Source organism: Bacillota bacterium, from assembly GCA_012837335.1.
Taxonomy (GTDB): Bacteria; Bacillota; Limnochordia; order Darwinibacteriales; family DTU012; genus DTU012.
In genome coordinates this window covers 20,332-42,611 of sequence record DURM01000019.1, presented here as the reverse complement: position 1 = coordinate 42,611, position 22,280 = coordinate 20,332, and the positions used below count along the sequence as shown (strand labels likewise).

Below are 22,280 nucleotides of genomic sequence, written 5' to 3'. Positions count from 1 at the left end.
CATAATGAGGTGAACGCAGACAATGAAAGCAAAACCGTTCAAGGTAGTTTCTCCGTTTGATCCAGCAGGGGATCAGCCTAAAGCCATAGCGCAGCTGAGTGATGGAATTGACCGCGGTCTCAGGGCTCAGACTCTGTTAGGAGTTACCGGTTCGGGGAAAACCTTTACAATGGCAAAAGTAATTGAGAAGGTACAGAAACCGACTCTAATCATTGCTCATAATAAAACTTTAGCTGCGCAGCTGTGCAATGAGTTTCGGGAGTTTTTTCCCCATAATGCTGTGCACTATTTTGTCAGCTATTACGATTATTATCAGCCAGAGGCGTATGTGCCCCAGAGTGATACCTATATTGAAAAGGATGCATCTATTAATGAGGAGATAGACCGCCTTCGCCACGCAGCCACCAGTGCTTTGTTTGAGCGGCGGGATGTCATAATTGTCGCCAGCGTATCCTGCATCTATGGCTTGGGTTCTCCGGAGGATTACACCGGATTAACCCTATCCTTGAAAAGCGGTGAGTTCCGCGATCGGGATCATATTCTCAGACGCCTGGTAGGAATTCAGTACGAGCGGAATGATATTGGATTCCAGCGGGGGACTTTCCGCGTCCGCGGTGATGTGATTGAAATAATTCCCGCTTCCAGTGATAATGTTATCAGAATTGAACTGTTTGGAGATGAGGTTGACCGCATTTTGGAGCTGGATCCCATCACCGGTGAAGTACTGGCGGAAAATGATGATGTAACAATCTATCCAGCATCGCACTTCGTTACATCTGAGGACAAGATGAAGCGGGCGATTAAATCGATTGAAGCGGAGCTGGAAGAACAGCTGGCTTTACTGAAGTCAGAGAATAAGCTTCTGGAGGCGCAGCGATTGGAGCAGCGCACCCGCTATGATCTGGAGATGCTGGAGCAGATGGGTTTTTGTCAGGGTATCGAAAACTATTCCCGGCATCTTTCAGGAAGGGCTCCCGGACAGATGCCCTCCACTCTTTTAGACTACTTTCCAAAAGATTATCTTATGTTTGTTGATGAATCACATGTTACTTTACCGCAAATTCGGGGAATGTACCACGGTGACCGCTCGCGCAAAGAAACGCTTGTAAAACATGGATTCCGCCTGCCTTCGGCACTGGACAACCGTCCGCTGACATTTCCTGAATTTGAATCCCATATTAATCAGATTGTTTTCGTTTCCGCAACACCCGGTCCCTATGAAATGGAGCATGAGGAGCAGCGGGTTGAGCAGATTATTCGGCCAACAGGACTGGTGGATCCGGAAATTCACGTGCGCCCGGTTAAAGGCCAAATTGATGATCTGCTGGAAGAAATTCAAAAGACAATTGACCGTGGTGAACGGGTGCTGGTTACCACCCTAACCAAGAAAATGGCGGAAGACCTGACGGATTATTTCGCGGAGATGGGGATTAAAGTTCGCTATCTCCACTCCGATATTGAAACATTGGACCGGATCGAGATTCTCAGAGATCTGCGGGTCGGTGAGTTTGATGTGTTGATTGGCATCAATCTCCTGCGGGAAGGTTTGGATCTGCCTGAGGTATCTTTGGTTGCTATTTTGGATGCTGATAAAGAAGGATTCCTGCGTTCGGAACGCTCGCTGATACAAACGATCGGCAGGGCTGCCCGGAATGTGAATGGCAGGGTAATCATGTATGCCGATACAATTACTAATTCTATGGAAGCAGCCATTTCCGAGACAAACCGCAGGCGGCAGCTGCAGATGGAGCACAACCGTAAACACGGTATTACTCCGGAGACGATTAAAAAAGAAATCACTGATATTGTTCAAGCAGTTAGAGCTGCTGAAAAGGAAGCGGACTATCAGCTTGAGGCTGAGCTTGATCAAAAAACCATTAAAGATATAGTAGGATATATTAAAGATTTGGAGAAACAGATGTTCCAGGCAGCTAACGAGTTGGAATTTGAATTGGCAGCCCAACTGCGAGATCAAATTAAAGAATTACGGCAGGAAGCGGGGTTACTTGATTGAGTATCGATAAGATTATAGTTAGGGGAGCGCGGCAGCATAATCTGCGCAATATTGACGTAGAGATTCCGCGCAATAAATTAGTTGTTATAACCGGATTATCCGGCTCAGGTAAATCTTCGCTGGCTTTTGACACCATCTATGCTGAAGGTCAGAGACGCTATGTTGAGTCTTTATCGGCGTATGCGCGCCAGTTTTTAGGTCAAATGGACAAGCCGGATGTAGATTACATTGAGGGTTTGTCACCCGCGATTTCGATCGATCAGAAAACCACCAGCCGCAATCCCCGCTCAACGGTGGGAACTATTACTGAGATTTATGATTATCTGCGGCTGCTGTATGCCAGAATCGGCAAGCCCCACTGTCCCAACTGCGGCCAACCAATCAGCCGGCAGACAATAGAGCAGATTGTTGATCAGGTGCTCGCTTTAGAAGAACGAACCCGCATTCAAGTGCTGGCCCCGGTAATCAGAGGCCGCAAGGGCGAGCATAAGCGAGTGATCGAAGATATCCGCAAGGACGGTTTTGTGCGCATCAGAGTTGATGGGGAGCTGCATGAGGTTACCGATGAGCTTAATCTGGACAAAAATAAGAAGCATACCATTGAGATCGTGGTTGACCGAATTGTAATCCGCTCCGATATCCGCAGCCGCCTTACCGATTCGATCGAAACTGCGCTGCAGTACGGGCAAGGAATTGTGGTTATTGATGTGATTGGGCAGGAAGAAATGCTGTTCAGCGAGCATTTTGCCTGCATCGAATGTGGTATTTCCATGGAAGAGCTTACACCGCGGATGTTCTCGTTTAACAGTCCCTATGGAGCCTGTCCGGAATGCGATGGACTGGGCAGCAGGTTAGAAATTGATCCTGATTTGATCGTTGATTATGATCTTTCCTTAAACGAAGGCGGCTTGATTCCATGGCGCACCAGCCGCAGCCAGTGGCTGGCCGCAATGCTTGATGCCGTGTGCCGCGAATACGGAATTGATCCGGATCAGCCCCTCAAAGAGCTGCCGGAGGAGCAGCTTGATGTTTTACTAAATGGTGCACCGGAGCAAGTTAAGTTCGTGTATACAAACCGCCATGAACGGACCAAGACCTATCACGCAGACTATGAAGGTTTGATCCCCTTCTTAAACAGACGCTATCGGGAAAGTGGTTCGGATTGGGCTCGGCAGGAATTAGAACAGTTTATGAGCGAGCGAACCTGCACTGCCTGCAGGGGTCGGAGACTGCGTCCTGAAGTGTTAGGGGTAACCGTGGGTGACAAGAATATTATGGAAGTGAGTGCCCTCTCAGTCAGAGACAGCCTGGCGTTTTTTGCAGCACTTGATCTATCCGAAAACGACCTGATGATCGGGCGCCGAGTAATTAAGGAAATTAAGGAGCGGTTGAGCTTTCTGGATAATGTCGGCCTTGATTACCTGACCTTGGATCGGGCTGCTGCTACTTTATCAGGAGGAGAAGCGCAGCGGATTCGGCTGGCTACGCAGATCGGCTCCAGCTTAACCGGCGTGCTGTATATTTTGGATGAACCGAGCATCGGACTTCACCAGCGCGATAACCAGCGCCTGCTGGAAACACTGAAGCATCTGCGGGATTTAGGCAACACCTTGATTGTGGTGGAGCACGATGAAGAAACGATGCAGGCTGCCGACTGGATTATCGATATTGGACCCGGGGCGGGTGCTCATGGTGGTAAAATCGTTGCAGCTGGGGATTATGAGGCAATCTGCAAATCAGAGAGCTCGTTAACCGGGCAGTATCTGTCTGGGCGGAAGCAGATCCCGGTTCCCAAAGCTAGACGTCAGCCAAACGGCAAGTCGGTTAAGATAATCGGCGCGAGAGAAAACAACTTGAAGAATATAGATGTAGAGTTTCCGCTCGGTTTGTTTATCTGCGTTACCGGGGTCTCTGGCTCGGGTAAGAGTACTTTAATTAATGAGATTCTGCATAAACAGCTGGCTCATGACCTTCACCGCAGTGCTCAGAAAGCAGGTGCTCACGAGCGGATTGAAGGTATCGAGAATCTGGATAAGATTATTAATATCGATCAGGCTCCGATTGGCCGCACACCGCGCTCAAATCCGGCGACTTACACCGGAACCTTTGATTATATTCGGGAGCTGTTCTCAATGACTCCTGAGGCAAAAATTCGCGGTTATAAGCCGGGAAGATTTTCCTTTAATGTTAAGGGCGGTCGGTGCGAGGCCTGCCGGGGTGATGGAATTATCAAGATTGAAATGCATTTCCTTCCTGATGTTTATGTTCCCTGCGAAGTGTGCAAAGGCAGCCGCTATAACCGGGAAACATTGGAAGTGCGCTATAAAGGCAAGTCAATTGCGGACGTATTAGATTTGACAGTTGAGGAAGCTTTGGAGCTGTTCGAATCAATCCCAAAAATTCACCGCAAACTGCAGACTCTTAAAGACGTTGGATTGGGATATATCAAATTGGGACAGCCGGCGACTCAGCTGTCCGGAGGGGAAGCGCAGCGGGTGAAGCTGGCAACCGAACTGAGCCGCCGCAGCAACGGTAAAACTTTGTATATCCTTGATGAACCCACTACTGGGCTCCATTTTGAAGATATTCGCAAGCTGTTGGAAGTGCTCCAGCGCTTAGTGGATGCCGGTGACACCGTGATCGTGATTGAGCATAATCTTGATGTAATTAAAACTGCAGATTATATCATCGATCTTGGACCTGAAGGCGGCGACCGCGGAGGTACGGTTATTGCCGCAGGAACTCCGGAAGAGGTGGCTGAAACTCCTGATTCTTACACCGGACATTTTTTGAAAGCGGTTTTAGATATAGATAGAAGAAGGGAGATTTATGGACTTACAAGCCAAGCTTGATCATCTGCCTACTAAACCAGGGGTTTACCTGATGAAGTCTCAGGATGGCGACATCATTTACGTAGGTAAAGCAGTTAATCTGCGCAACCGCGTCAGATCCTATTTTCAGCAGTCCCGCCATCAGTCTCCTAAGACCAAAATCCTGGTAGAGCATATAGCCGATTTGGACTATATCATCACTGATTCTGAGATTGAGGCGCTGATTTTAGAAAACAACTTGATAAAACAGCACTCTCCTTGGTTTAATGTGCGTTTAAAAGATGATAAAACTTATCCATATATTAAGGTAACCGTTAATGAGGATTTTCCCCGGGTACTTCTCGTGCGGAAGAGATTGCCTGATGGTGCCCGCTATTATGGACCTTATACCAATGTTTCGGCAGTGCGCAGCACGATCAAGGTGCTGCGCAGGCTGTTTCAGATCCGCACCTGCAATAAGACCATCAAGGAAGGCCAGCGGGACCGCCCCTGTCTAAACTACCACATCGGCAGATGCGCCGGACCCTGTGCTGGCTTGATCAGCAAGCAGGACTATCAGAAAATTGTCGATGAAGTGTGCTTATTTCTGGAGGGTCGGCATGAAAGGCTGATTCCTTCGCTGCGGGAAAAAATGCTTGCAGCAAGTAAAGAACTCAACTTCGAACTCGCTGCGCGGATCAGGGATCGGATCCAGGCTTTAGAGCTGATCGTGGAAAAGCAGAAAATTGTTTCCGCAGATGAGATTGATCAGGATGTCTTTGGGTTTGCCCGCGCCGGTGATCTAGCCTGCGTTCAAGTTTTCTTTATCCGTGGAGGCAAACTGATCGGCCGTGAGCACTTTATGCTTGACTGCAGGATCGATGAGGAGCCGGGTGAGATCTTAACCGCATTTGTAAAGCAGTATTACTATGAACAGTCAGTGATTCCGAAAGAAGTGCTCACTGGTGAGGAATTAACAGAAGCTGATCTGCTGAGCGAGTGGCTGTCAGACCGCCGCGGCAGCAGGGTCTACTTTCGTCATCCCAAGCGGGGTGACAAAAAAGCTCTGGTTGATATGGTTACTGAAAATGCTCAGATGGTCTTAGATGTTGCCCGCTCGCAGGCTGAGCGGAAAGAAAAGGAGATATCCCGTGGTTTGTGGGAGCTGGCTCATCTTCTGGATCTAGCTGAGCCGCCGCAGCGGATCGAAGCATTCGATATTTCCAATCTTCAAGGCAGTCAGGTAGTAGCCTCGATGGTTGTGGTTATTGACGGCCGAGCTGCCAATGATCAATACCGCCGCTTTAAAATTCAAGGAGTAGAAGGGGCACCTAACGATTATCAGGCGATGGAAGAAGTAATCCGGCGCAGATTTACCAGGGGATTGCGGGAACAAAAAGGTGAAGTTGAAGGTGATAAATTCAGCGATTTTCCCGAATTGGTTCTGATCGATGGCGGCAAAGGTCAGCTCAGCTCTGCGCTTAAAGTCCGGGATGAACTAGGGCTGGCGATCCCTTTTATCAGTTTAGCAGAGAAAAATGAGGAAGTTTATGTAGAAGGCCAGTCTGAACCAATCATCCTGCCCCGAGAATCGCAGGGATTATATCTGCTGCAGCGGATAAGGGATGAGGCTCACCGCTTTGCTCTGGCCTATCATCGCCACCTGCGGAGCAAAGCGACCCGGAGATCTGTCCTAGATTCCATTCCTGGAGTTGGTCCTAAACGCAAGCAGGCTCTGCTGAAGCACTTCGGCACAGCCAAGCGAATTCGGGAAGCTAGTGTAGAGGAGCTCTGCGAAGTGGAAGGTATTAATCAAAAATTGGCCGAGGAAATCTACCAGTTTATGCATGATAAATAAAGATACACCCCTGTTCACATGAGCAGGGGTGTATTTGATCACAGTTAGAATTTATAAGTTGCTCCCACTTGGAGACCGCCTTGGGTGAAGGTAATCTCAGGCACAGTGTAGTCATTCAAAGTAAATTCGCTGGTATTGGACCGGCTGCCGCTGTAGCCAATCTTGGCAGACCATGCATGATTGATATCGTACTCAGCGGTCAGGCGGTAGAAATAAGCAGAGCCTCGTTTGATGTCGTCACCGCTTTCAGTTGCTTCATACACCCAGGTATAAAAAGGTGCAGCTTCAATGTTAGCTTTGATAGTCAGATTGTCGGCAACAATGAAATTAACTTGGGAAGCGGCCAAAAAACCACTTCCATCCAGCTTAGCATTCTTTTTCAGCGCATCGTCATGGTAGATTAGGTTATGGAAGTTGTAGCGAACAAAATTATACCCGAGTCCGCCGTAAATCTGCAGATTAGTATCGTTATAGAACTGATACATCAGCGCAGCTTTAGTAACATTGTTGGTTATTGACTCATCGTTTTCAAAAGTGTTGTTAAATTGGTTAGCCCAGCCGAATCCGTGATCAAACAAAAGCAGTAAGTCTGCTGCCGGTTCAATTTTTCCGGACAGCATCAGCTGCCAGGTGTTGAATTGTTTGGAGTTTTTGCTCCCTTCTTCCGATGGCTTAAAAAAAGGATTAAAGGTGAGCGCATTGATCTGGATATCGGCTCCAAATGTAATCCGGTGATTTACTTGGGCTGATACGGTCGCTGAAATCAGCAGTAAACTGATCAGCATAATGAACATAGTTTTTTTCATAGACAAATACCTCCTCGATAATCTTATGGATAAATCTGCAAAAGTATTTCTAGATCACTGCTGTGCTGACCTGCTTCGACAGTGATTTCCTGCTCAAAGTACCAATCTCCTGAGTTCAATTTTTGATTTTGATCCGCATCAATATGTGCAGTCAAAAGATATGTTCCGGAAGGCAGGAACTGGTAGAAATAGCGGTTTGGGTCGGGAACCGCGCTGAATTTAGAAGCCGAATCCAGATCTCGGAAGGTAATGACAGCATTGGCAATCGGTGTGCGAGTTACTGCGGCATATGTGTTGATCAAGCGCTTCTGCGGCTGTTCATGGTCAATAATTATTCCCGTTTCCCATAATAGCTGTTCTATTTCGCCGCTGGTTATGTTGGGGTCGGTGGCCTTAATTAAAGCCGCTGCTCCAGCAGCGTGAGGGGCAGCCATGGAAGTGCCGTGGGCATAGGCGTATCCGCTGCCACCGGTGCTTAAGTCGGTGCTGAAAATCTGTTCTGATTTCGTTCCACCCGGAGCAAAGATCGTCACTTGATCAGCAGCCGGGTAAGCCGAGTAATCGGGAATTGAGTAATCATGAGCCACAGCACCGACAGCAACCACCTGGGGATACTTGGCCGGATACAGCAGTCTGGCGTAATTTCCGGCTGCTGCCGCCATGAGAATACCGCGTTCGGCTGCCGCGTTAACCGCTTTCGTGAGTGGATGCTTATGATCAGGCTCAAAGAAGGGATCGGTAATGGCAAAACTCATGTTAATTATGTCCACATCCAGTTCTACAGCCTGATAGATCCCTGCGATTAAATCGCTGATAGTGCCGCTGTCTTCATTCAAAACCACGATGGGGATAACCTCGACATTAATTCCCCAAGCAGTACCAGCTACTCCTGCGTGGTTGTCGGTAACAGCTGCAATAATACCGCATACGTGTGTGCCGTGGCTGAGCAGAGTATGCTCTTGATTATTCAGCCGACCTGCGTAGTCGCTGACTGTTTTACTCTGCTTAACAGCGTTGTATGCGTCTGTTAGATTGAGATTCTGTTTTAAATCCGGATGATTCGTATCGATTAAGGAATCAAGCACGGCGATTCGAATCGGACGCTGGTTCGGCTGTTCATGGATCCGCTGCCAAGCATGGGGCAGATAGATTGCTGCTAGGTTCCACTGCTTGTCGTAATAAGGGTCGTTAGGAATCAAAGTCAGGGCTGTTTGAGCTGCGGTTGAAATTGATAGATTTAAGTCGGCATGCAGGATCAAAGGATGGTTTCTGGCTGCAGCAAGAAACTCATCGATGGCTGTACCTGCCGGTTTCGTCAGGACAATCAGTCTGGGAGCAGGGTAAAGCCGGTATGATTCAGCTCCCAGTGATTCGGCAATGGCCGCTGCCTCGGCTTCACTGTATGTATATGGTTCAACCAAGATTTCTGTCAGCTCTGCTTCAACAGGATAGAGAGCTGAGCTAGAATCTAAGGCTGCTGCTAATCCTCTCCCAGCGATGTGCAGCTCCGGAAGGGCGTAATCGATTATGCCGGCCATTAAAGTGCGCTCTATTCTTTTTGGTTCCAGCTCTAATACTATGTGTTCCTGCATTCCCGGTTTAAGGCGGATGTTCCCCTCTAATGGATAATATTCAGGATGCTCCACGATTAGCTTTATAGAACTGTTTTTTGTCCGGATTTGGATGGCAAAGGTGCCGTCTAGCTCGGTTCTGGTGCTGAGAATTCGATTTCCGGTTCTGATGGTTATGTCGGCACCAACTATGGGAATAGCTGTGTCATGATGATAAATCACTCCCGTGAGAGTTACATGCTGAGCCTGCTGGCTGCCGAGGCAGCCGGTTAACAGGATTACCAGCAAGATCAGTAGTTTCTTCATAAAGTTTCCTCCGTTGTTCACATCGATTATATATTCGTCATATTATTTACTATCCCTGTCCGCTTTTTCCCTCTGTTCCAGATTAATAATATCGAGGAAAAACTTGACATATTTAAGTCTTAAGTTTATATTATTAAGGTAGAAGGATAAAACGATGATGCTGATTAGAATAATTGAGGTGGTGTTTTAATTTTGAAGAGGTCTGTGGTAAGCAGTTGTCCAATTTGTGGAAGCGGTATGGATATTGTAAAAATGCACTGTCAAAGCTGTGATACAAGTTTGGAGGGGCGGTTTGCTCCCTGCAAATTCTGTCAGCTGACTACCGAGCAGCGGGAGTTTATTGAAGTTTTTCTAGCATCACGGGGTAATATTAAGGAAGTAGAGCGATTATTAGGCATTTCCTACCCAACGGTCCGCAGCCGCTTGGATCAGATTATTGAAGCTTTAGGTTATCGAGTGGAATATGCTGAGAGTGAATCACAGCGAAAGGACATTCTTAAGGCTCTTAACGATGGTGAAATTACAGCTGAAGAGGCTATTCGGCTATTAAAAAAGTAGGAGGGTATCAGGATAATGCACGATGAGCGTTTGCTGATATTAAAAATGGTTGAAAGCGGCAGGATTACTGCTCAAGAAGCAGTTGAACTGCTGGAGGCAATGGAGGTAGAAGAACCGGTTAAACAGGATAAAACTGATGACACATGGCGCCGAATCGAAAAGCAGGGGCAGGAGTTCAGTCAAAAAATCGAGCGGGCTGTCGAGCGACTAGGCAGTTCCATTGAAATGAAGCTCGAAGAATCAGGATTGAGCGAGCAGCTGTCCAATCTGCCGCGTCTGCTTTCAAAAATTCCCTTCCTTAACAATATTGCCAATGAAGTCCATGAGTTCAGCCAAGAATACGAGGGTACCTTTGTGCCGGATCTCCCGGAAATTCCCATTACATTAAAAAACGTAAACGGCTCAATTATTGTTGAGGGCTGGGATCAGGATGCCGTTAAATTAGTGGTTACCCAAAAGGTAAAAGCTAAGGAACGGGACCAGGCTCTGGATAAGCTGATTCGCATCGATCTGCCTGAGACAGGAACAGCTGTAGACAGCCTGGTGATCGATGTACATGAGCAGAGCGATACCAGCGTATCTTATCATCTCTCTGTACCGCGGAAAAATCCTTATCTCGTAAACCTAAAATCAACCAACGGCAGATGCAGAATAATTAATCTGCTGGCAAATACAGTTCAAGTCAATACAGTTAATGGTTCGATAACTGTAAAACAGACCAAGGCTGATGCGATTCACACTACAACCAGCAATGGTGCAAATGTCCTCGATTATGTTGAAGGCGAGGATGTCAGACAGCGCTGCGCAAATGGATCAATTACTTTTGTAGGCAGCAGTCCTAAGATCGATTGCGATACCGTGAACGGTTCAGTAAAAGTAGTGCCGCTTACTTTTGCCCATGTTCAGAGCGAAGTGCAGATCAGCACTGTTAATGGCGGAGTTCGCTGCCTGCTGCCGCAGATGCCCAATATGGCTGTAAAAGTAGATGCGGCTGCCGCCATGGGTCGAGTCAATATCGGGTTGGCTAATTTTCAAACAGAGCAGGAATATAGAAGTGGGGGACGCCACGCAGTAATCGGTCAGGTAGCTGATGATTCTGGAACTGGAAAAATGATTTCAGTAAATACTCGCACCAGCACCGGATCGATTTACATCGGGCATGAAAGGGAAAAACATGGCTCTGAATAAAGAACAAATTCAGGTTTTGGAGATGCTGAGTGCTGGGAAAATCAATGTTGCGGAAAGTGTAAAGCTGTTAGAAGCTATTGAGGCAGCGGAGCAGAGTCGAGTAAGGAAAGCCCAAAAAGTATTGGTGAAGATCAGTGAACAAGGTAAAGAAACTACTAATTTAAAGATACCAGTTAATTTAGCCGGTATGTTTTGGCGTTTCATCCCAAAAGATCTCCAGGTTCAGATTGATATTGACTTGATCCTCGCTCAGATCGAAGCAGGAGCAGTGGGTCAATTAATCGAAGTAGAACAAAAAGACAGCGATCGCAGGATCGAAATCAGTCTAGAATAAATCAGAATTGGAGCACAAAGGAGATCGATATGATTAAATTAGTCGCATTGGACTTGGATGATACGCTGATCAACGATAATCATGAGATACCGCAGGAAAATATGGAAGCAATTGAGCGCGTCCGCGAGCTTGGCGCGGAAGTTATTATTGCCACCGGAAGAATGTTCTGCAGTGCCAAGCCGTTTGCTGAAGCGATGGGAATGCGTCCGGAGCAGATGATGATCAGCTATAACGGTGCCATGGTGCGCCGGATTAACGGGGAACTGGTTTCGCACACCCCATTAGAAGAATCCACCGCCCTAGCAATAATTAGATTCTGCCAGGAGCGTGACTGGACGCTGAACGCCTATTACAACGATGAGCTTTATGTAGAGAAAATCAACGCCAATGTTAAGTATTACGAGAGCATGATCGGCATCAAGGCGCAGCCTGTGGGAGATCTTTATGAATTTGTTGCAGATGGGCATAAGCCTATTTCCAAGCTATTAATTGTAGGGGACGACGAAAATTTCGGCGAGAATCTCCCAATAATGCAGGCTGAGTTTGGCGCCGCTGCTCAGGTCACGCGCTCTAAAAAGCGCTATGTTGAGATGACCCATTTAGATGCTACTAAGGGCAAAGCTCTAGCCAAACTAGCAGAATCTCTGGGACTAAAATCTGATGAAGTGATGGCCATTGGAGATGGAGGTAATGATCTGCAGATGATAAAGTGGGCTGGAATTGGAGTGGCCATGGCCAATGCAGCGCAGCATGTGCGGGAGGCTGCCGACTTTGTAACCAAGACTAACAATGAAGCGGGAGTGGCTTACGCCCTCAATCGATTTATCTTAGATAAGGTAACATCGTAAACAATTTGGTCGGAATCGGTCAAGGAGAGCTACCGGTTCCGATTTTTATTTTCGGACTGCATATTTACTGCAGAGCTTTCCAGAAATGGGAAAAAGTTCATTAAGCTTTCTAGCAGGACTTATGTCCAAGAAAGAGAATATTTATAGCGTAGTTGTAATGAACAAGTTTTCATTGCAGCTTGGCTAACTTATGTTAGTTAGTGTTGCGCATTCGACTCTTTTTTTCGGCAGACCAAGAAAGGAGGTGACAGTCCCCCGGTAAGCAGACCGAGAAACGGAGTGAGAATGATGCAGCAAGACATGTCTAGTCGCTGAACTCACTGTTCCAGTCAAAGCAGCAGAAGGAACATTGACAATGAGGAAACATGGATACTCACAGGCAATGCTTCTTTCATTCGGACTTAGACATCGTAAATTCAAGTGTTTTTTCTAAAAGACAAAGCTTAAATGAAAATGATTTAACAGATTTAAGGGGGATAATATTCCAAATGAGAAAATCTATTATTGCTTTAACATTAGCTCTTGTATTAGCAGTATCCGGATCTGTTTTCGCAGCCGGTATCAACTTTGATGGTTCCTTGAAAACAAATCTGGAGTGGCACAGAGATTTAGATGGCACAATCACAACTAAACCGACTTCTGAGCTGAATCTGAACTTCGGTTTAGACACAGCAGATGACAAAACCAGAGCAGTTGTTGAATTTGGTATTGGCGATAAAAACAGCCAAGGTTTAGACCTGAAATTAGATGCAAACAATCTTGTTCTGAAGAAAGCTTATATCGAAACTGATGGTTCATTCTGGCACGGCGGACCTGAAGCAACTACTCGCTTCGGCAGCCTTGACATTGACTATGGCCCATTCAGCACAGTTAAAAATCAATATGGTATCAGTGTCAGCGGCATGAACATTGGTCCAGTTGCAGTTAATGGTTTCTATGGTATTCCTACTGAAGAACACAAATCGATCCAGGGTATCCGCGCTGACATGAGCATGGACAATCTGGCGGCTGGTACTGCAGTTATCTATGACTGGGATTCACTTCACATGGTAGTTGACGGTGCAGTTCGTCCGATGAAAGACCTTGTACTTGGTGGTTCAGTTGCAGCACAATTAGATCTGGAAGACGTTGAAGAGGGCGAAGAAAGACCTATTCACCATATGTTAGCTGTTGGCGCTCAGTATCAAGTAATGGATAACGTAAGCGTTCACGGTGGTTACAAAGCTATTTCTGAAGAATGGAAACCGGCATATATCGCTGATAAAGCTAAGAAAGATCGCGGCCAGAACTGGATTCATGAAGACAGCCGCAGAGACAGCGGTTTCTACGCAGGTATCGCTGCTGAGCACTCTGGTATTCAGTTAGCAGCTGACTATGATCAGATGTTTGATGAAGCTGTATTATCCGCAGCAACCAATGTAGAAGGATTCAACGTTAATGTTGAAACAGTATTAGCAGTTAACGAAGGTATTAAAACTCAAAGCACAAATCTAGCAGTCGATCGAGCATTCGCAGTAATTGACGGTTTAGATGTTACAGCTAAATACAATGGTGAATGGACACCTGGTAACGGCTTGATCCACACTGTAGGTGCTGACACTAAACTGGGCTTAATTCCTGCAGTTAAAGGACTTGAACTTAACAGCGAAGTTACAATTTCTGACCTTGAAACAATTGGTTATGAAGTTGGCGCTGCATACGATGCACCTAACGGTATCGGCTTGAGCATCACCCACGTTGGTGGTAAATTTGCTGATGAATCTATCAAAACCGGTACTACTGCTAAAGCAGGTATTGCTGTTAAATTCTAGCATTTAGTCGAAATGTCTGTGATAAAGCGGTCTGTCTTAGGGCAGACCGCTTTAAAATTGAGGATCCAAAAATCTTGTGCGGATTTTAGGCAGGAATTAGGATGGTTTTGGTGAATATTAAAAATAGGTCTGCCTATAGCTAGCACGGGGCTTTAAAAAGTTTTTAAAAATATATTAATTAAAAGAAGGATATTTATTGTGGTTGTGGAATAGTCAAAATAGGAGAGATACTCTTTGTATGTCTGTTTCAGCATATATAGTCGGCATTAACTGAAAATAAGCGGAGGTTTTTTTGGCTTTGTGCCAATTGGTTTAATCTCTCAGTGTAATCTCTCTAAAATTAACCATGAAAAATGAACGATAAGATGTTATAATTCTAGGAGGTGGCTTTTAGGTCTTAAAAATCATTATATCTCACTACAAGCCAAGTGCTAAATTTTGATATAGAGGAGGGCAATTAATGGCCAGAGTATTGCTGAATGGTGTTACCAAGCGCTTTGGTAACGTAATAGCAGTAAACGATGTTGATTTAGAAGTTAAAGATAGAGAGTTTATGGTATTAGTAGGTCCATCCGGATGTGGAAAAACCACTACGCTGCGGATGATTGCAGGCCTTGAAGAAATCACTGAAGGAACTATCAGTATTGGAGATACAGTTGTTAATGACGTGCCTCCAAAAGATAGGGACATCGCAATGGTATTCCAAAACTACGCCTTGTATCCACACATGGATGTTTACAATAATATGGCGTTTGGTTTGAAGCTTCGCAAATTCCCTAAGACTGAAATTGATCGTCGGGTAAAAGAAGCTGCCCGCATGTTAGGTATCGAAAACCTGCTTGACCGCAAACCGAAGCAGCTGTCTGGTGGTCAGCGCCAGCGTGTTGCTGTAGGTAGAGCGATTGTACGGGAGCCAAAAGTATTCTTGATGGACGAACCGCTGTCCAACTTGGACGCTAAGCTCCGCGTACAGATGAGAGCTGAGTTGAGCAAACTCCATCAGAGTCTGCAGGCAACTATCGTATATGTTACTCACGACCAAACCGAAGCCATGACCATGGGTGACCGGATTGTAGTTATGCGTGACGGATTCATCCAACAAGTTGCCAGTCCGCTGGTTATTTATAATCATCCAGACAATGTGTTTGTAGGCGGATTTATCGGCAGTCCACCCATGAACTTCATTAATATGATTTTAACACGCGAAGATGGCCGCTACTTTGTTGAAACTATTGAAGGCCGCGTTAAACTGGAAATTCCAGCTGAGCGTGTTGCATACTTTGACAACTTAGATGCGTACGTTGAGAAAGAAATTATTTTCGGTATCCGTCCAGAAGATATCGAAGACTTCAATGTATGGAAGGCGCAGGCAGGCGAAGGCGCTGAAGCTGTTAACAGCTTTATTGCCAACGTAGACGTAATTGAGCCGATGGGTGCTGAAACATTCCTCTATCTGTCATTAGACGAAGAGATTCCACAGTTAATTGCTCGCGTTGACGCTCAGACAGAGGCTGTCAGCGGTGAACCGCACAAGGTTGCCATTAACATGGCTAAGTGCCATCTGTTTGACAAAGAAACTGAGAGAACCCTGCGTAAAGAAAACGTACGCTTAAGATAAGCCGGCACAATTAAAAATGAAAATAACAGAGGGACGAATTATTCGTCCCTCTTTGAGTTTTTATACAGCCTAATTTAATTATGAGTTCGCCAGTTTTATGGCTTCTATGAAATCCTCTCCGAATTCGATAGCAAGGATAAAGTTAGACAGATGAGTGATACGCACCGGATCTGATTCGAATTTCAACTCCTGGGCCAGTTTAGACTTCAGGTCGTCAGTGCTGTCAAGTGATGCTAAGGCTTGGCCGAGCTCGGCTTTAACACTTTCCATTCCTTCTTGGTCATTAAGCTGCTGGTACACAAAGTATAATTTGCGCATGAACAAGATCCGCCAAAATACATCGAAGAGTTTGAGTGCCTTTTGCAGTAACTTCACAGCTGATGGATATTTTTTCTGGAAAATGAGTACCCTAGCAGTTAGATAATAAAGTTCAGGATTTGGCGGCAATTGGAAATCAAGGTTATTGTTAGTGAGCAGGGAATTTGTTAACTGATCAAGAAATATAGTAGTAGGTGTTTCTGGCAGTTGATCTAGGTATTGCTTGCAGATGTCAGGATATAAAACTGCCGCTTTAGCTTGGTGCACTAGTGTTTGATCGCCAATAAGCTCGGCGACAGTAGTGTCGAGTTTGATGGCGATTTTGGTTAGTGTGTCGATGGATGGTTGAATACGGCCGCGCTCGATCTGACTGATGTAACTGCGGGTCCAGTCTCCTTGGGCTAAAGCTTCCTGACTGAGTCTAAGTTTTTTTCTCCGCATACGGATATTATTGCCAATCATATTCTAACACCTTCTTTTCAAGAATTGCTTTTCCGGCAATTATGGAAACAAACCGGTGTTCTACCCATAGATTACCATAAATTATGGATAAGAGCAAATGTTGCGTTGATTGACAAACTAATTTTTACCAGGTTATAATGAGATTGGTTCATTCGGATTACTATTCATTTAAGAGGTGAACTGTTTTGGCTCAGAATAAACGAATAATGATATCTGTACCGAATAAATTATTAGAAGAAGTAGATCAGGTTGTGCAGGAAAGCAACGGTAATCGCAGCCAGTTTATTTGCGAAGCCGTCCAGATGTACATTCTGCACAAGAAACGCTCTGTGCTGCGGGAACAGCTCAAAGACGGGTATCAAAGCATGGCAGCCATTAACCTACTCTTAGCTGAAGAAGGATCCGATGATCAACTGCTTGACCAATATGAACGTCAGTTGGCGGAGGCTGAATAATGTGCACCAAACGGTAAGGCGCGGTGATATATTTTATGCTAATTTGAATCCAGTAATTGGTTCTGAGCAAGGCGGTGTTCGCCCTGTACTGATCCTGCAGAATAATATCGGAAATAAATATAGTCCTACTACAATTATCGCAGCAATAACATCTCAGATTAAGAAGGGTAAGCTGCCAACTCATGTGGAACTCTCGGCAGCGGAATTTAATCTCGACAAAGACTCAGTAATTCTGCTGGAGCAAGTCCGCACCATTGATAAACGCCGTTTAAAGGAAAAAATTGCACATTTAGATGAAGAAATAATGAGCGAAATTGATCGAGCCATTATGATCAGCCTTGGTTTGGTTGATATCTAAAGCACTCACTGTAAAGTTGAGTGCTTTTTTTGGAGGAAGCTGACCATGAATCCACTTATTGGTATTACCTGCGGTCATCAATGGAGTGACCCGGAAAGATTTTATGTAAACGGACCTTATATCCACGGCATTACCGCCGCTGGAGGTATTCCGATTCTAGTCCCCTACCTGGATAGGGCTAAGCTGGAGCAGATCCTGGATCGAATTGATGCTCTGTTAGTTCCGGGAGGAATTGATGTTGATGCCAAACATTATAATCAGGAATCGCATCCAAAAAGTGGTATAATTAATCCTTGGTGGGATGAACTCGATATTACTATGATTCGCGGTGCGCTGGCAAGAAACCTTCCGATTTTGGCAATTTGTCGCGGCTGCCAGGTCTTGAACGTAGCCTGCGGGGGAAGTTTGATTCAGGATATTGAATCATTTGTTTCCCAGCCTATCAAACATCAGCAGCAGGCGCCAAAGTGGTATCCTACTCATGCAGTTTCGATCGAACAAGGCAGCCTTTTAGCTCAGATTTTTGGGACTGAGGTTGTCCGTGTCAACTCATTTCATCACCAGGCTGTGGAGCAGGCAGCACCCGGATTAAGAGTTACTGCCAGAGCTAGCGATGGAGTAATTGAAGCAATCGAAAGTACCAAGCACAGTTTTGTTATCGGTGTGCAGTGGCATCCGGAGCTGATGACCAGTCATGATGCAAAAATGCAGTCTTTATTTGATCATTTTACAGCAGCTGCTATGGGAAGACCAAAGACTTAATTGATCCGGGAAAGGTGGAAAATAATGGCAAGTGTTGTGGCAAAAGTATATCGCAGCCAAATTGTGGAAAGTGTTCACAGAGGCAGTTGGGTTATCGTAGATGCTCAAGGCAGAATCGCTGCCAGCCAAGGTGATCCATATTTAAAGACTTTTTTTCGCTCTGCAGCCAAACCGATTCAAGCCCTTCCGATTGTGGAATCAGGAGCCGCAGACCGTTTTGGCTTTACTGATGCAGAGCTAGCGGTGATGTGCGCCTCCCACAGTGGTGAACCGGAGCATATTCAGACAGTAACCAGCATTTTAAACAAGCTCGGCTTAGATCATCATGCTCTCCAGTGCGGAGTTCATCCGCCGCGGGACCAGAAGTCACTGCAAGCACTGATCCAAGCAGGAGAAAAACCAAACCAGCTCTACAACAACTGCTCAGGCAAACACGCCGGGATGCTGGCTTTATCCATGTATCATCATTGGGATTTGAACAATTATATCGAAATAGATCATCCCCTGCAGCAGCTGGTGTTAAGTTATATTAGTGATTTCTGCGGTGTTGAGCGGGAACAGATCGCTCTGGGTATTGACGGCTGCGGAGTACCGGTTTTTGGTTTTTCTATCTATAATATGGCGTTGGCTTGGGCACGTTTGGCTGATCCCAGTGGATTAAGCCCAGAGCGAGCTGGGGCTGTTCAAAGAATTACCGAAGCGATGCGCAGCTATCCCATTTTAACGGCAGGAACGGGAGAATTGACAGCGGACTTAATGCGTGCTTATTTACAATATAAATTGGTTGCTAAATCTGGTGCGGAAGCGGTCTACTGCTTGGCACTGCCGGATCGCGGCTGGGGTTTGGCTCTTAAAATTGAAGATGGCAGCAGCAGGGCTGTGGCCGCAGTTTTGCTTGCCATTTTGGATAAACTAGGCTATATTGGTGACAGCAATATCTTAGAAGCTTATCGTCCCCAGCTGGTCCGCAATCATCGCGGTCGAGTGGTAGGGGAGATTGTGGCGGATTTATCAGAAGCTAAATTTGAGAGGATTGTCGACAAGTGAGATATACTGCAGGTTCACCTCAAGCAACCCAAGCTTTAGGAGAAACAACAGCCCGTTTGCTCCAGCCAGGCGATGTAATCAGTCTTGAAGGAGACTTGGGCGCAGGTAAAACTCAGTTTGTTAAAGGTGTCGGTATCGGACTGGGCATTGATGAAACCCTGATTACCAGTCCCACTTTTACTTTAATCAATCAATATGACGGCAGGCTGCCAGTCTATCATTTTGATGTATACCGCATTGAACCCCATGAGTTAGAGGATATTGGTTATGATGAGTACTTTTATGGCAGCGGAGTCTGTTTGATCGAGTGGGGAAATACTGTACAGGAGTATCTGCCCCTTGAGTATCTGCAGATAGAAATCAGGAAAACCGCTGAAGATCAGCGGGAATTTATCTTTACAGCTCACGGACAGCGTTATGAACAGCTGGTTTCGGAGCTAAAAGTGGTGGTACAAGCATGATGATTATGGGAATAGATACTTCTGGCAGTATTGGCGGTGCAGCCTTGGTAAGTGAGGCAGGTCTGATAGCTGAGTATCTGCTTACAATCCACAACGGCCATTCTGAACTGATCATTCCTACAATTGAACGCATTTTAAGTGATACCGGGACAGCTCTGGAGGATATCAGCGCTTTTGCGGTAGTAACCGGACCCGGTTCTTTTACGGGGCTTCGGGTTGGTTTGGCTACTATCAAAGGGTTTGCCTATGCCATGAGTAAACCGATTGTTGCGGTAACAGCCATGGAAGCCCTTGCCTGGCAGTATCGCATTTATCCGCACCTGATGTATCCGTTAATTGATGCCCGGCGCAGAGAGGTCTTTACTCAGGCTTTTCGAGGCGGCAAACCAGAATCAGAAGCAGTAAACTGGAAAGTCAGCGATTTAGTGGATAAGCTTAACTCGGTTTCCGAACCAGTTTTAATAACTGGTCCCGGTGCCTTGGTTTACCGGGAAGAGCTGAGTGAGATCGAGCAGGCAGTTATTCCTGCTGATCAGGAACTGCAGCTGCGGCCGAGCAGCGCTGCCGGTTTAGGTTTAGAGCGGTTTAAACAGGGAAAAACACTAGAGTGGTACGAAGTCCTGCCTTTTTATATGCGTAAAAGCAGTGCCGAGTATCAATTTGATAAAGCGGAGAAAGAACATGAAACCGGAAGATGATATTCAGCTTTCGATTGATACAATGAAAATCAGTGATATACCCGGAGTTCAGGTAATTGAACGCCATTCTTTTTCCACGCCATGGTCGATGCAGGCTTTTATTGCAGAGATTACCCAGAATGACTGTGCCCGCTATTTGGTAATCCGCAGCCAAGAACAGGTAGTGGGTTATATCGGCATGTGGGTTATTCTTGACGAAGGACATATTACTAATGTGGCGGTGCATCCGGCATGGCGCCGGCAGGGGATCGGGACCAGGCTCATTAAAGAGATGGCTCAGCTGGCTTATGGTCTTGGAGTGCGGAGAATGACTCTGGAAGTGCGTGTATCCAATTACCGTGCCCAGGCACTATATCGGAAGCTGGGCTTTGAAGATGCCGGCATCCGTCCAAAGTATTACTTGGATGATGGTGAAGATGCGCTGATTATGTGGAAGGAATTGAAGTCTGATGAGTTTGAAGAGAATACTGACACTGGGAATTGAAACAAGCTGTGATGAAACTGCGGCTGCGGTCATCGCTGATGGAAAGTATATTCTATCGAATGTCATCGCATCCCAGATCGATCTGCACCAGCGATTCGGCGGTGTAGTTCCGGAGATTGCGGCGCGGAAACATATTGAAGCCATTTTTCCGGTTATCGACCAAGCTCTGCTCGATGCCGGTGTAAAGCTGGAAGATATCGATGTGATTGCCGTGACTTACGGTCCCGGTCTTGTTGGCGGTCTATTAGTAGGCCTGCAGGCGGCAAAATCCTTAGCGTTTGCGCTGGGCAAGCCACTCGTTGGTGTCAATCATATTGAAGGCCACATTTATGCCAACATCCTGGCCGAACCCGATCTGGAACCGCCTTTTATCTGCTTAACAGCATCCGGAGGGCATACCGATCTGCTTCACATTCCCGAGTTCGGTCATTACGAAATTTTAGGTCGAACACGTGATGATGCCGCCGGTGAGGCTTTTGATAAAATTGCAAGAGTGCTGGGTCTGCCTTATCCCGGAGGTCCTCAGATTGACAGATTAGCCAAAGCGGGAAACCGTGGTGCCATTGATTTTCCCCGGGGTCTGGGTGGGGAAGATACATTTGACTTCAGCTTCAGCGGCTTAAAAACTGCTGCCTTAAACTATATTAACCGCGCCAGGCAGATGGGTGAGGAGATTAATCTGCCGGATTTTGCTGCTAGTTTTCAATGGGCAATTGTGGACGTCCTTTCTGCTAAAGTGATTAGGGCGGCCAAAGAAAAAGGCGCAAAGCAGATCATTCTCTCTGGAGGAGTAGCAGCTAACAGCAGCTTAAGAGAAAAGGTAAGAACGCTGGCAGATCCTTTAGGCATAGGAGTTTTGGTTCCGCCTCCGGTTCTGTGCACAGATAATGCAGCGATGATAGCCAGTGCCGGGCATTTTAAGTACGCAGCTGGCCATGCCCATGGTTGGGATTTGAACGCATTTCCCAATCTGCAGTTAGAATAAGCACTGTATAGGCGATCCAGATTATGGTTATAATAGGAAAAGAAAGTAATATCGAGCAAATAGAAGATATAAACACAAGGATGCCAATAAATGACGAAAATTGGTTTTTTCGCTCAAAGATCATATTTGCATTTGGAAAGCCGGTTTTATATCATAGGAGTTGGTTAGCACTCACCATTATCGAGTGCTAATAACTGCTAGCGATATACGATATTCAAAAGGAGGTACTACAAATGAATCTCAAACCATTAGGTGACCGAGTAATACTTAAAGTGTTAGAGGCTGAAGAAAAGACTCAAAGCGGTATTTTCCTGCCAGATAACGCGAAAGAAAAGCCTCAGCAGGGCAAAGTTTTAGCAGTAGGTCCTGGTAAACATAATGACAAAGGTGAATTGATTCCCGTTAATGTAAATGTTGGCGACACAGTAATTTTTGCAAAATACGCAGGTACTGAAGTTAAGTACCAAGGTGAAGAATATCTGATCGTTAAAGAATCAGATCTGTTAGCAGTACTTGGATAATTTAGTA

Annotated in this window: 21 protein-coding genes; 18 read left to right on the top strand and 3 right to left on the bottom strand. The window is 46.0% G+C overall.

Annotated features, from left to right (window positions below; all coding sequences use genetic code 11):
- Nucleotides 1-22: 22 nt before the first annotated feature.
- Genes uvrB through uvrC form a run of 3 tightly spaced genes read left to right on the top strand, consistent with a single transcriptional unit; the run spans nt 23 to nt 6,682 of the window.
- On the top strand, nt 23-2,014 hold the full coding sequence (gene uvrB, locus GX019_02900; GenBank protein HHT36106.1) for an excinuclease ABC subunit UvrB: 1,992 nt from the start codon (nt 23-25) through the stop codon (nt 2,012-2,014).
- On the top strand, nt 2,011-4,866 hold the full coding sequence (uvrA, locus tag GX019_02895; protein ID HHT36105.1) for an excinuclease ABC subunit UvrA: 2,856 nt from the start codon (nt 2,011-2,013) through the stop codon (nt 4,864-4,866). The genes uvrB and uvrA overlap by 4 nt, the downstream gene beginning before the upstream one ends.
- Nucleotides 4,844-6,682 carry an excinuclease ABC subunit UvrC gene (uvrC, locus tag GX019_02890; protein HHT36104.1) on the top strand — a complete coding sequence of 613 codons (1,839 nt, stop codon included), beginning with the start codon at nt 4,844-4,846 and terminating at the stop codon, nt 6,680-6,682. Before uvrA ends, uvrC begins: the two co-directional genes overlap by 23 nt.
- A 44-nt stretch (nt 6,683-6,726) precedes the next feature.
- Here uvrC and GX019_02885 read toward each other — a convergent pair whose 3' ends face one another.
- Nucleotides 6,727-7,488, bottom strand: a complete 762-nt coding sequence (locus GX019_02885) for a hypothetical protein (protein ID HHT36103.1) — start codon at nt 7,486-7,488, stop codon at nt 6,727-6,729.
- Nucleotides 7,489-7,511: 23 nt separating this feature from the next.
- Complete coding sequence (locus tag GX019_02880; GenBank protein ID HHT36102.1) at nt 7,512-9,365, bottom strand: S8 family serine peptidase; 1,854 nt, start codon at nt 9,363-9,365, stop codon at nt 7,512-7,514.
- 192 nt (nt 9,366-9,557) lie between these two features.
- On the opposite strand from GX019_02880, the gene GX019_02875 reads away from it, so the two are divergent.
- The 6 genes from GX019_02875 (at nt 9,558) to GX019_02850 (ending at nt 15,722) form a co-directional block, all read left to right on the top strand.
- Nucleotides 9,558-9,923: a DUF2089 domain-containing protein gene (locus GX019_02875; protein ID HHT36101.1), complete on the top strand. Its 366-nt coding sequence runs from the start codon at nt 9,558-9,560 to the stop codon at nt 9,921-9,923.
- A 15-nt stretch (nt 9,924-9,938) separates the two neighbouring features.
- Nucleotides 9,939-11,111 carry a DUF4097 family beta strand repeat protein gene (locus tag GX019_02870; GenBank protein ID HHT36100.1) on the top strand — a complete coding sequence of 391 codons (1,173 nt, stop codon included), beginning with the start codon at nt 9,939-9,941 and terminating at the stop codon, nt 11,109-11,111.
- Nucleotides 11,098-11,445 (top strand): hypothetical protein, encoded by a 348-nt coding sequence (locus GX019_02865; GenBank protein ID HHT36099.1) that lies wholly within the window; start codon nt 11,098-11,100, stop codon nt 11,443-11,445. Before GX019_02870 ends, GX019_02865 begins: the two co-directional genes overlap by 14 nt.
- Before the next feature lie 29 nt (nt 11,446-11,474).
- Nucleotides 11,475-12,293, top strand: coding sequence for an HAD family phosphatase (locus GX019_02860; protein ID HHT36098.1), 819 nt, complete (start codon nt 11,475-11,477; stop codon nt 12,291-12,293).
- A 488-nt stretch (nt 12,294-12,781) separates the two neighbouring features.
- Nucleotides 12,782-14,104 carry a hypothetical protein gene (locus tag GX019_02855; protein ID HHT36097.1) on the top strand — a complete coding sequence of 441 codons (1,323 nt, stop codon included), beginning with the start codon at nt 12,782-12,784 and terminating at the stop codon, nt 14,102-14,104.
- A gap of 460 nt (nt 14,105-14,564) precedes the next feature.
- The gene (locus GX019_02850; protein HHT36096.1) at nt 14,565-15,722 is read left to right on the top strand and encodes an ABC transporter ATP-binding protein; all 1,158 of its coding nucleotides are present in this window, start codon (nt 14,565-14,567) and stop codon (nt 15,720-15,722) included.
- Between the two features lie 78 nt (nt 15,723-15,800).
- Here the strand turns inward: GX019_02850 and GX019_02845 are convergent, their stop codons facing one another.
- Complete coding sequence (locus GX019_02845; protein HHT36095.1) at nt 15,801-16,502, bottom strand: helix-turn-helix transcriptional regulator; 702 nt, start codon at nt 16,500-16,502, stop codon at nt 15,801-15,803.
- A gap of 185 nt (nt 16,503-16,687) precedes the next feature.
- Here GX019_02845 and GX019_02840 point away from each other — a divergent pair, with 185 nt between their 5' ends.
- The 9 genes from GX019_02840 (at nt 16,688) to GX019_02800 (ending at nt 22,273) form a co-directional block, all read left to right on the top strand.
- Complete coding sequence (locus tag GX019_02840; protein ID HHT36094.1) at nt 16,688-16,957, top strand: CopG family transcriptional regulator; 270 nt, start codon at nt 16,688-16,690, stop codon at nt 16,955-16,957.
- Nucleotides 16,929-17,315 (top strand): type II toxin-antitoxin system PemK/MazF family toxin, encoded by a 387-nt coding sequence (locus GX019_02835; protein HHT36093.1) that lies wholly within the window; start codon nt 16,929-16,931, stop codon nt 17,313-17,315. The genes GX019_02840 and GX019_02835 overlap by 29 nt, the downstream gene beginning before the upstream one ends.
- 45 nt (nt 17,316-17,360) lie before the next feature.
- Nucleotides 17,361-18,077 carry a gamma-glutamyl-gamma-aminobutyrate hydrolase family protein gene (locus GX019_02830; GenBank protein ID HHT36092.1) on the top strand — a complete coding sequence of 239 codons (717 nt, stop codon included), beginning with the start codon at nt 17,361-17,363 and terminating at the stop codon, nt 18,075-18,077.
- A gap of 24 nt (nt 18,078-18,101) precedes the next feature.
- Nucleotides 18,102-19,124: an asparaginase gene (locus GX019_02825; GenBank protein ID HHT36091.1), complete on the top strand. Its 1,023-nt coding sequence runs from the start codon at nt 18,102-18,104 to the stop codon at nt 19,122-19,124.
- Complete coding sequence (tsaE, locus tag GX019_02820; protein ID HHT36090.1) at nt 19,121-19,585, top strand: tRNA (adenosine(37)-N6)-threonylcarbamoyltransferase complex ATPase subunit type 1 TsaE; 465 nt, start codon at nt 19,121-19,123, stop codon at nt 19,583-19,585. The genes GX019_02825 and tsaE overlap by 4 nt, the downstream gene beginning before the upstream one ends.
- Complete coding sequence (gene tsaB, locus GX019_02815) at nt 19,582-20,283, top strand: tRNA (adenosine(37)-N6)-threonylcarbamoyltransferase complex dimerization subunit type 1 TsaB (GenBank protein ID HHT36089.1); 702 nt, start codon at nt 19,582-19,584, stop codon at nt 20,281-20,283. Before tsaE ends, tsaB begins: the two co-directional genes overlap by 4 nt.
- Nucleotides 20,267-20,767: a ribosomal protein S18-alanine N-acetyltransferase gene (gene rimI / locus GX019_02810; protein HHT36088.1), complete on the top strand. Its 501-nt coding sequence runs from the start codon at nt 20,267-20,269 to the stop codon at nt 20,765-20,767. The genes tsaB and rimI overlap by 17 nt, the downstream gene beginning before the upstream one ends.
- Nucleotides 20,733-21,752, top strand: a complete 1,020-nt coding sequence (gene tsaD / locus GX019_02805; GenBank protein HHT36087.1) for a tRNA (adenosine(37)-N6)-threonylcarbamoyltransferase complex transferase subunit TsaD — start codon at nt 20,733-20,735, stop codon at nt 21,750-21,752. Before rimI ends, tsaD begins: the two co-directional genes overlap by 35 nt.
- A gap of 233 nt (nt 21,753-21,985) precedes the next feature.
- Nucleotides 21,986-22,273 (top strand): co-chaperone GroES, encoded by a 288-nt coding sequence (locus tag GX019_02800; GenBank protein ID HHT36086.1) that lies wholly within the window; start codon nt 21,986-21,988, stop codon nt 22,271-22,273.
- The last annotated feature ends 7 nt before the right edge of the window (nt 22,274-22,280 follow it).

Bases quoted from the DNA above. Each gene is read 5' to 3' on its own strand.
- uvrB (HHT36106.1), top strand. From the start codon at position 23: ATGAAAGCAAAACCGTTCAAGGTAGTTTCTCCGTTTGATCCAGCAGGG.
- uvrC (HHT36104.1), top strand. From the start codon at position 4,844: ATGGACTTACAAGCCAAGCTTGATCATCTGCCTACTAAACCAGGGGTT.
- GX019_02885 (HHT36103.1), bottom strand. From the start codon at position 7,488: ATGAAAAAAACTATGTTCATTATGCTGATCAGTTTACTGCTGATTTCA.
- GX019_02880 (HHT36102.1), bottom strand. From the start codon at position 9,365: ATGAAGAAACTACTGATCTTGCTGGTAATCCTGTTAACCGGCTGCCTC.
- GX019_02870 (HHT36100.1), top strand. From the start codon at position 9,939: ATGCACGATGAGCGTTTGCTGATATTAAAAATGGTTGAAAGCGGCAGG.
- GX019_02865 (HHT36099.1), top strand. From the start codon at position 11,098: ATGGCTCTGAATAAAGAACAAATTCAGGTTTTGGAGATGCTGAGTGCT.
- GX019_02860 (HHT36098.1), top strand. From the start codon at position 11,475: ATGATTAAATTAGTCGCATTGGACTTGGATGATACGCTGATCAACGAT.
- GX019_02855 (HHT36097.1), top strand. From the start codon at position 12,782: ATGAGAAAATCTATTATTGCTTTAACATTAGCTCTTGTATTAGCAGTA.
- GX019_02850 (HHT36096.1), top strand. From the start codon at position 14,565: ATGGCCAGAGTATTGCTGAATGGTGTTACCAAGCGCTTTGGTAACGTA.
- GX019_02845 (HHT36095.1), bottom strand. From the start codon at position 16,502: ATGATTGGCAATAATATCCGTATGCGGAGAAAAAAACTTAGACTCAGT.
- GX019_02835 (HHT36093.1), top strand. From the start codon at position 16,929: ATGAACGTCAGTTGGCGGAGGCTGAATAATGTGCACCAAACGGTAAGG.
- GX019_02830 (HHT36092.1), top strand. From the start codon at position 17,361: ATGAATCCACTTATTGGTATTACCTGCGGTCATCAATGGAGTGACCCG.
- GX019_02825 (HHT36091.1), top strand. From the start codon at position 18,102: ATGGCAAGTGTTGTGGCAAAAGTATATCGCAGCCAAATTGTGGAAAGT.
- tsaB (HHT36089.1), top strand. From the start codon at position 19,582: ATGATGATTATGGGAATAGATACTTCTGGCAGTATTGGCGGTGCAGCC.
- rimI (HHT36088.1), top strand. From the start codon at position 20,267: ATGAAACCGGAAGATGATATTCAGCTTTCGATTGATACAATGAAAATC.
- tsaD (HHT36087.1), top strand. From the start codon at position 20,733: ATGAGTTTGAAGAGAATACTGACACTGGGAATTGAAACAAGCTGTGAT.
- GX019_02800 (HHT36086.1), top strand. From the start codon at position 21,986: ATGAATCTCAAACCATTAGGTGACCGAGTAATACTTAAAGTGTTAGAG.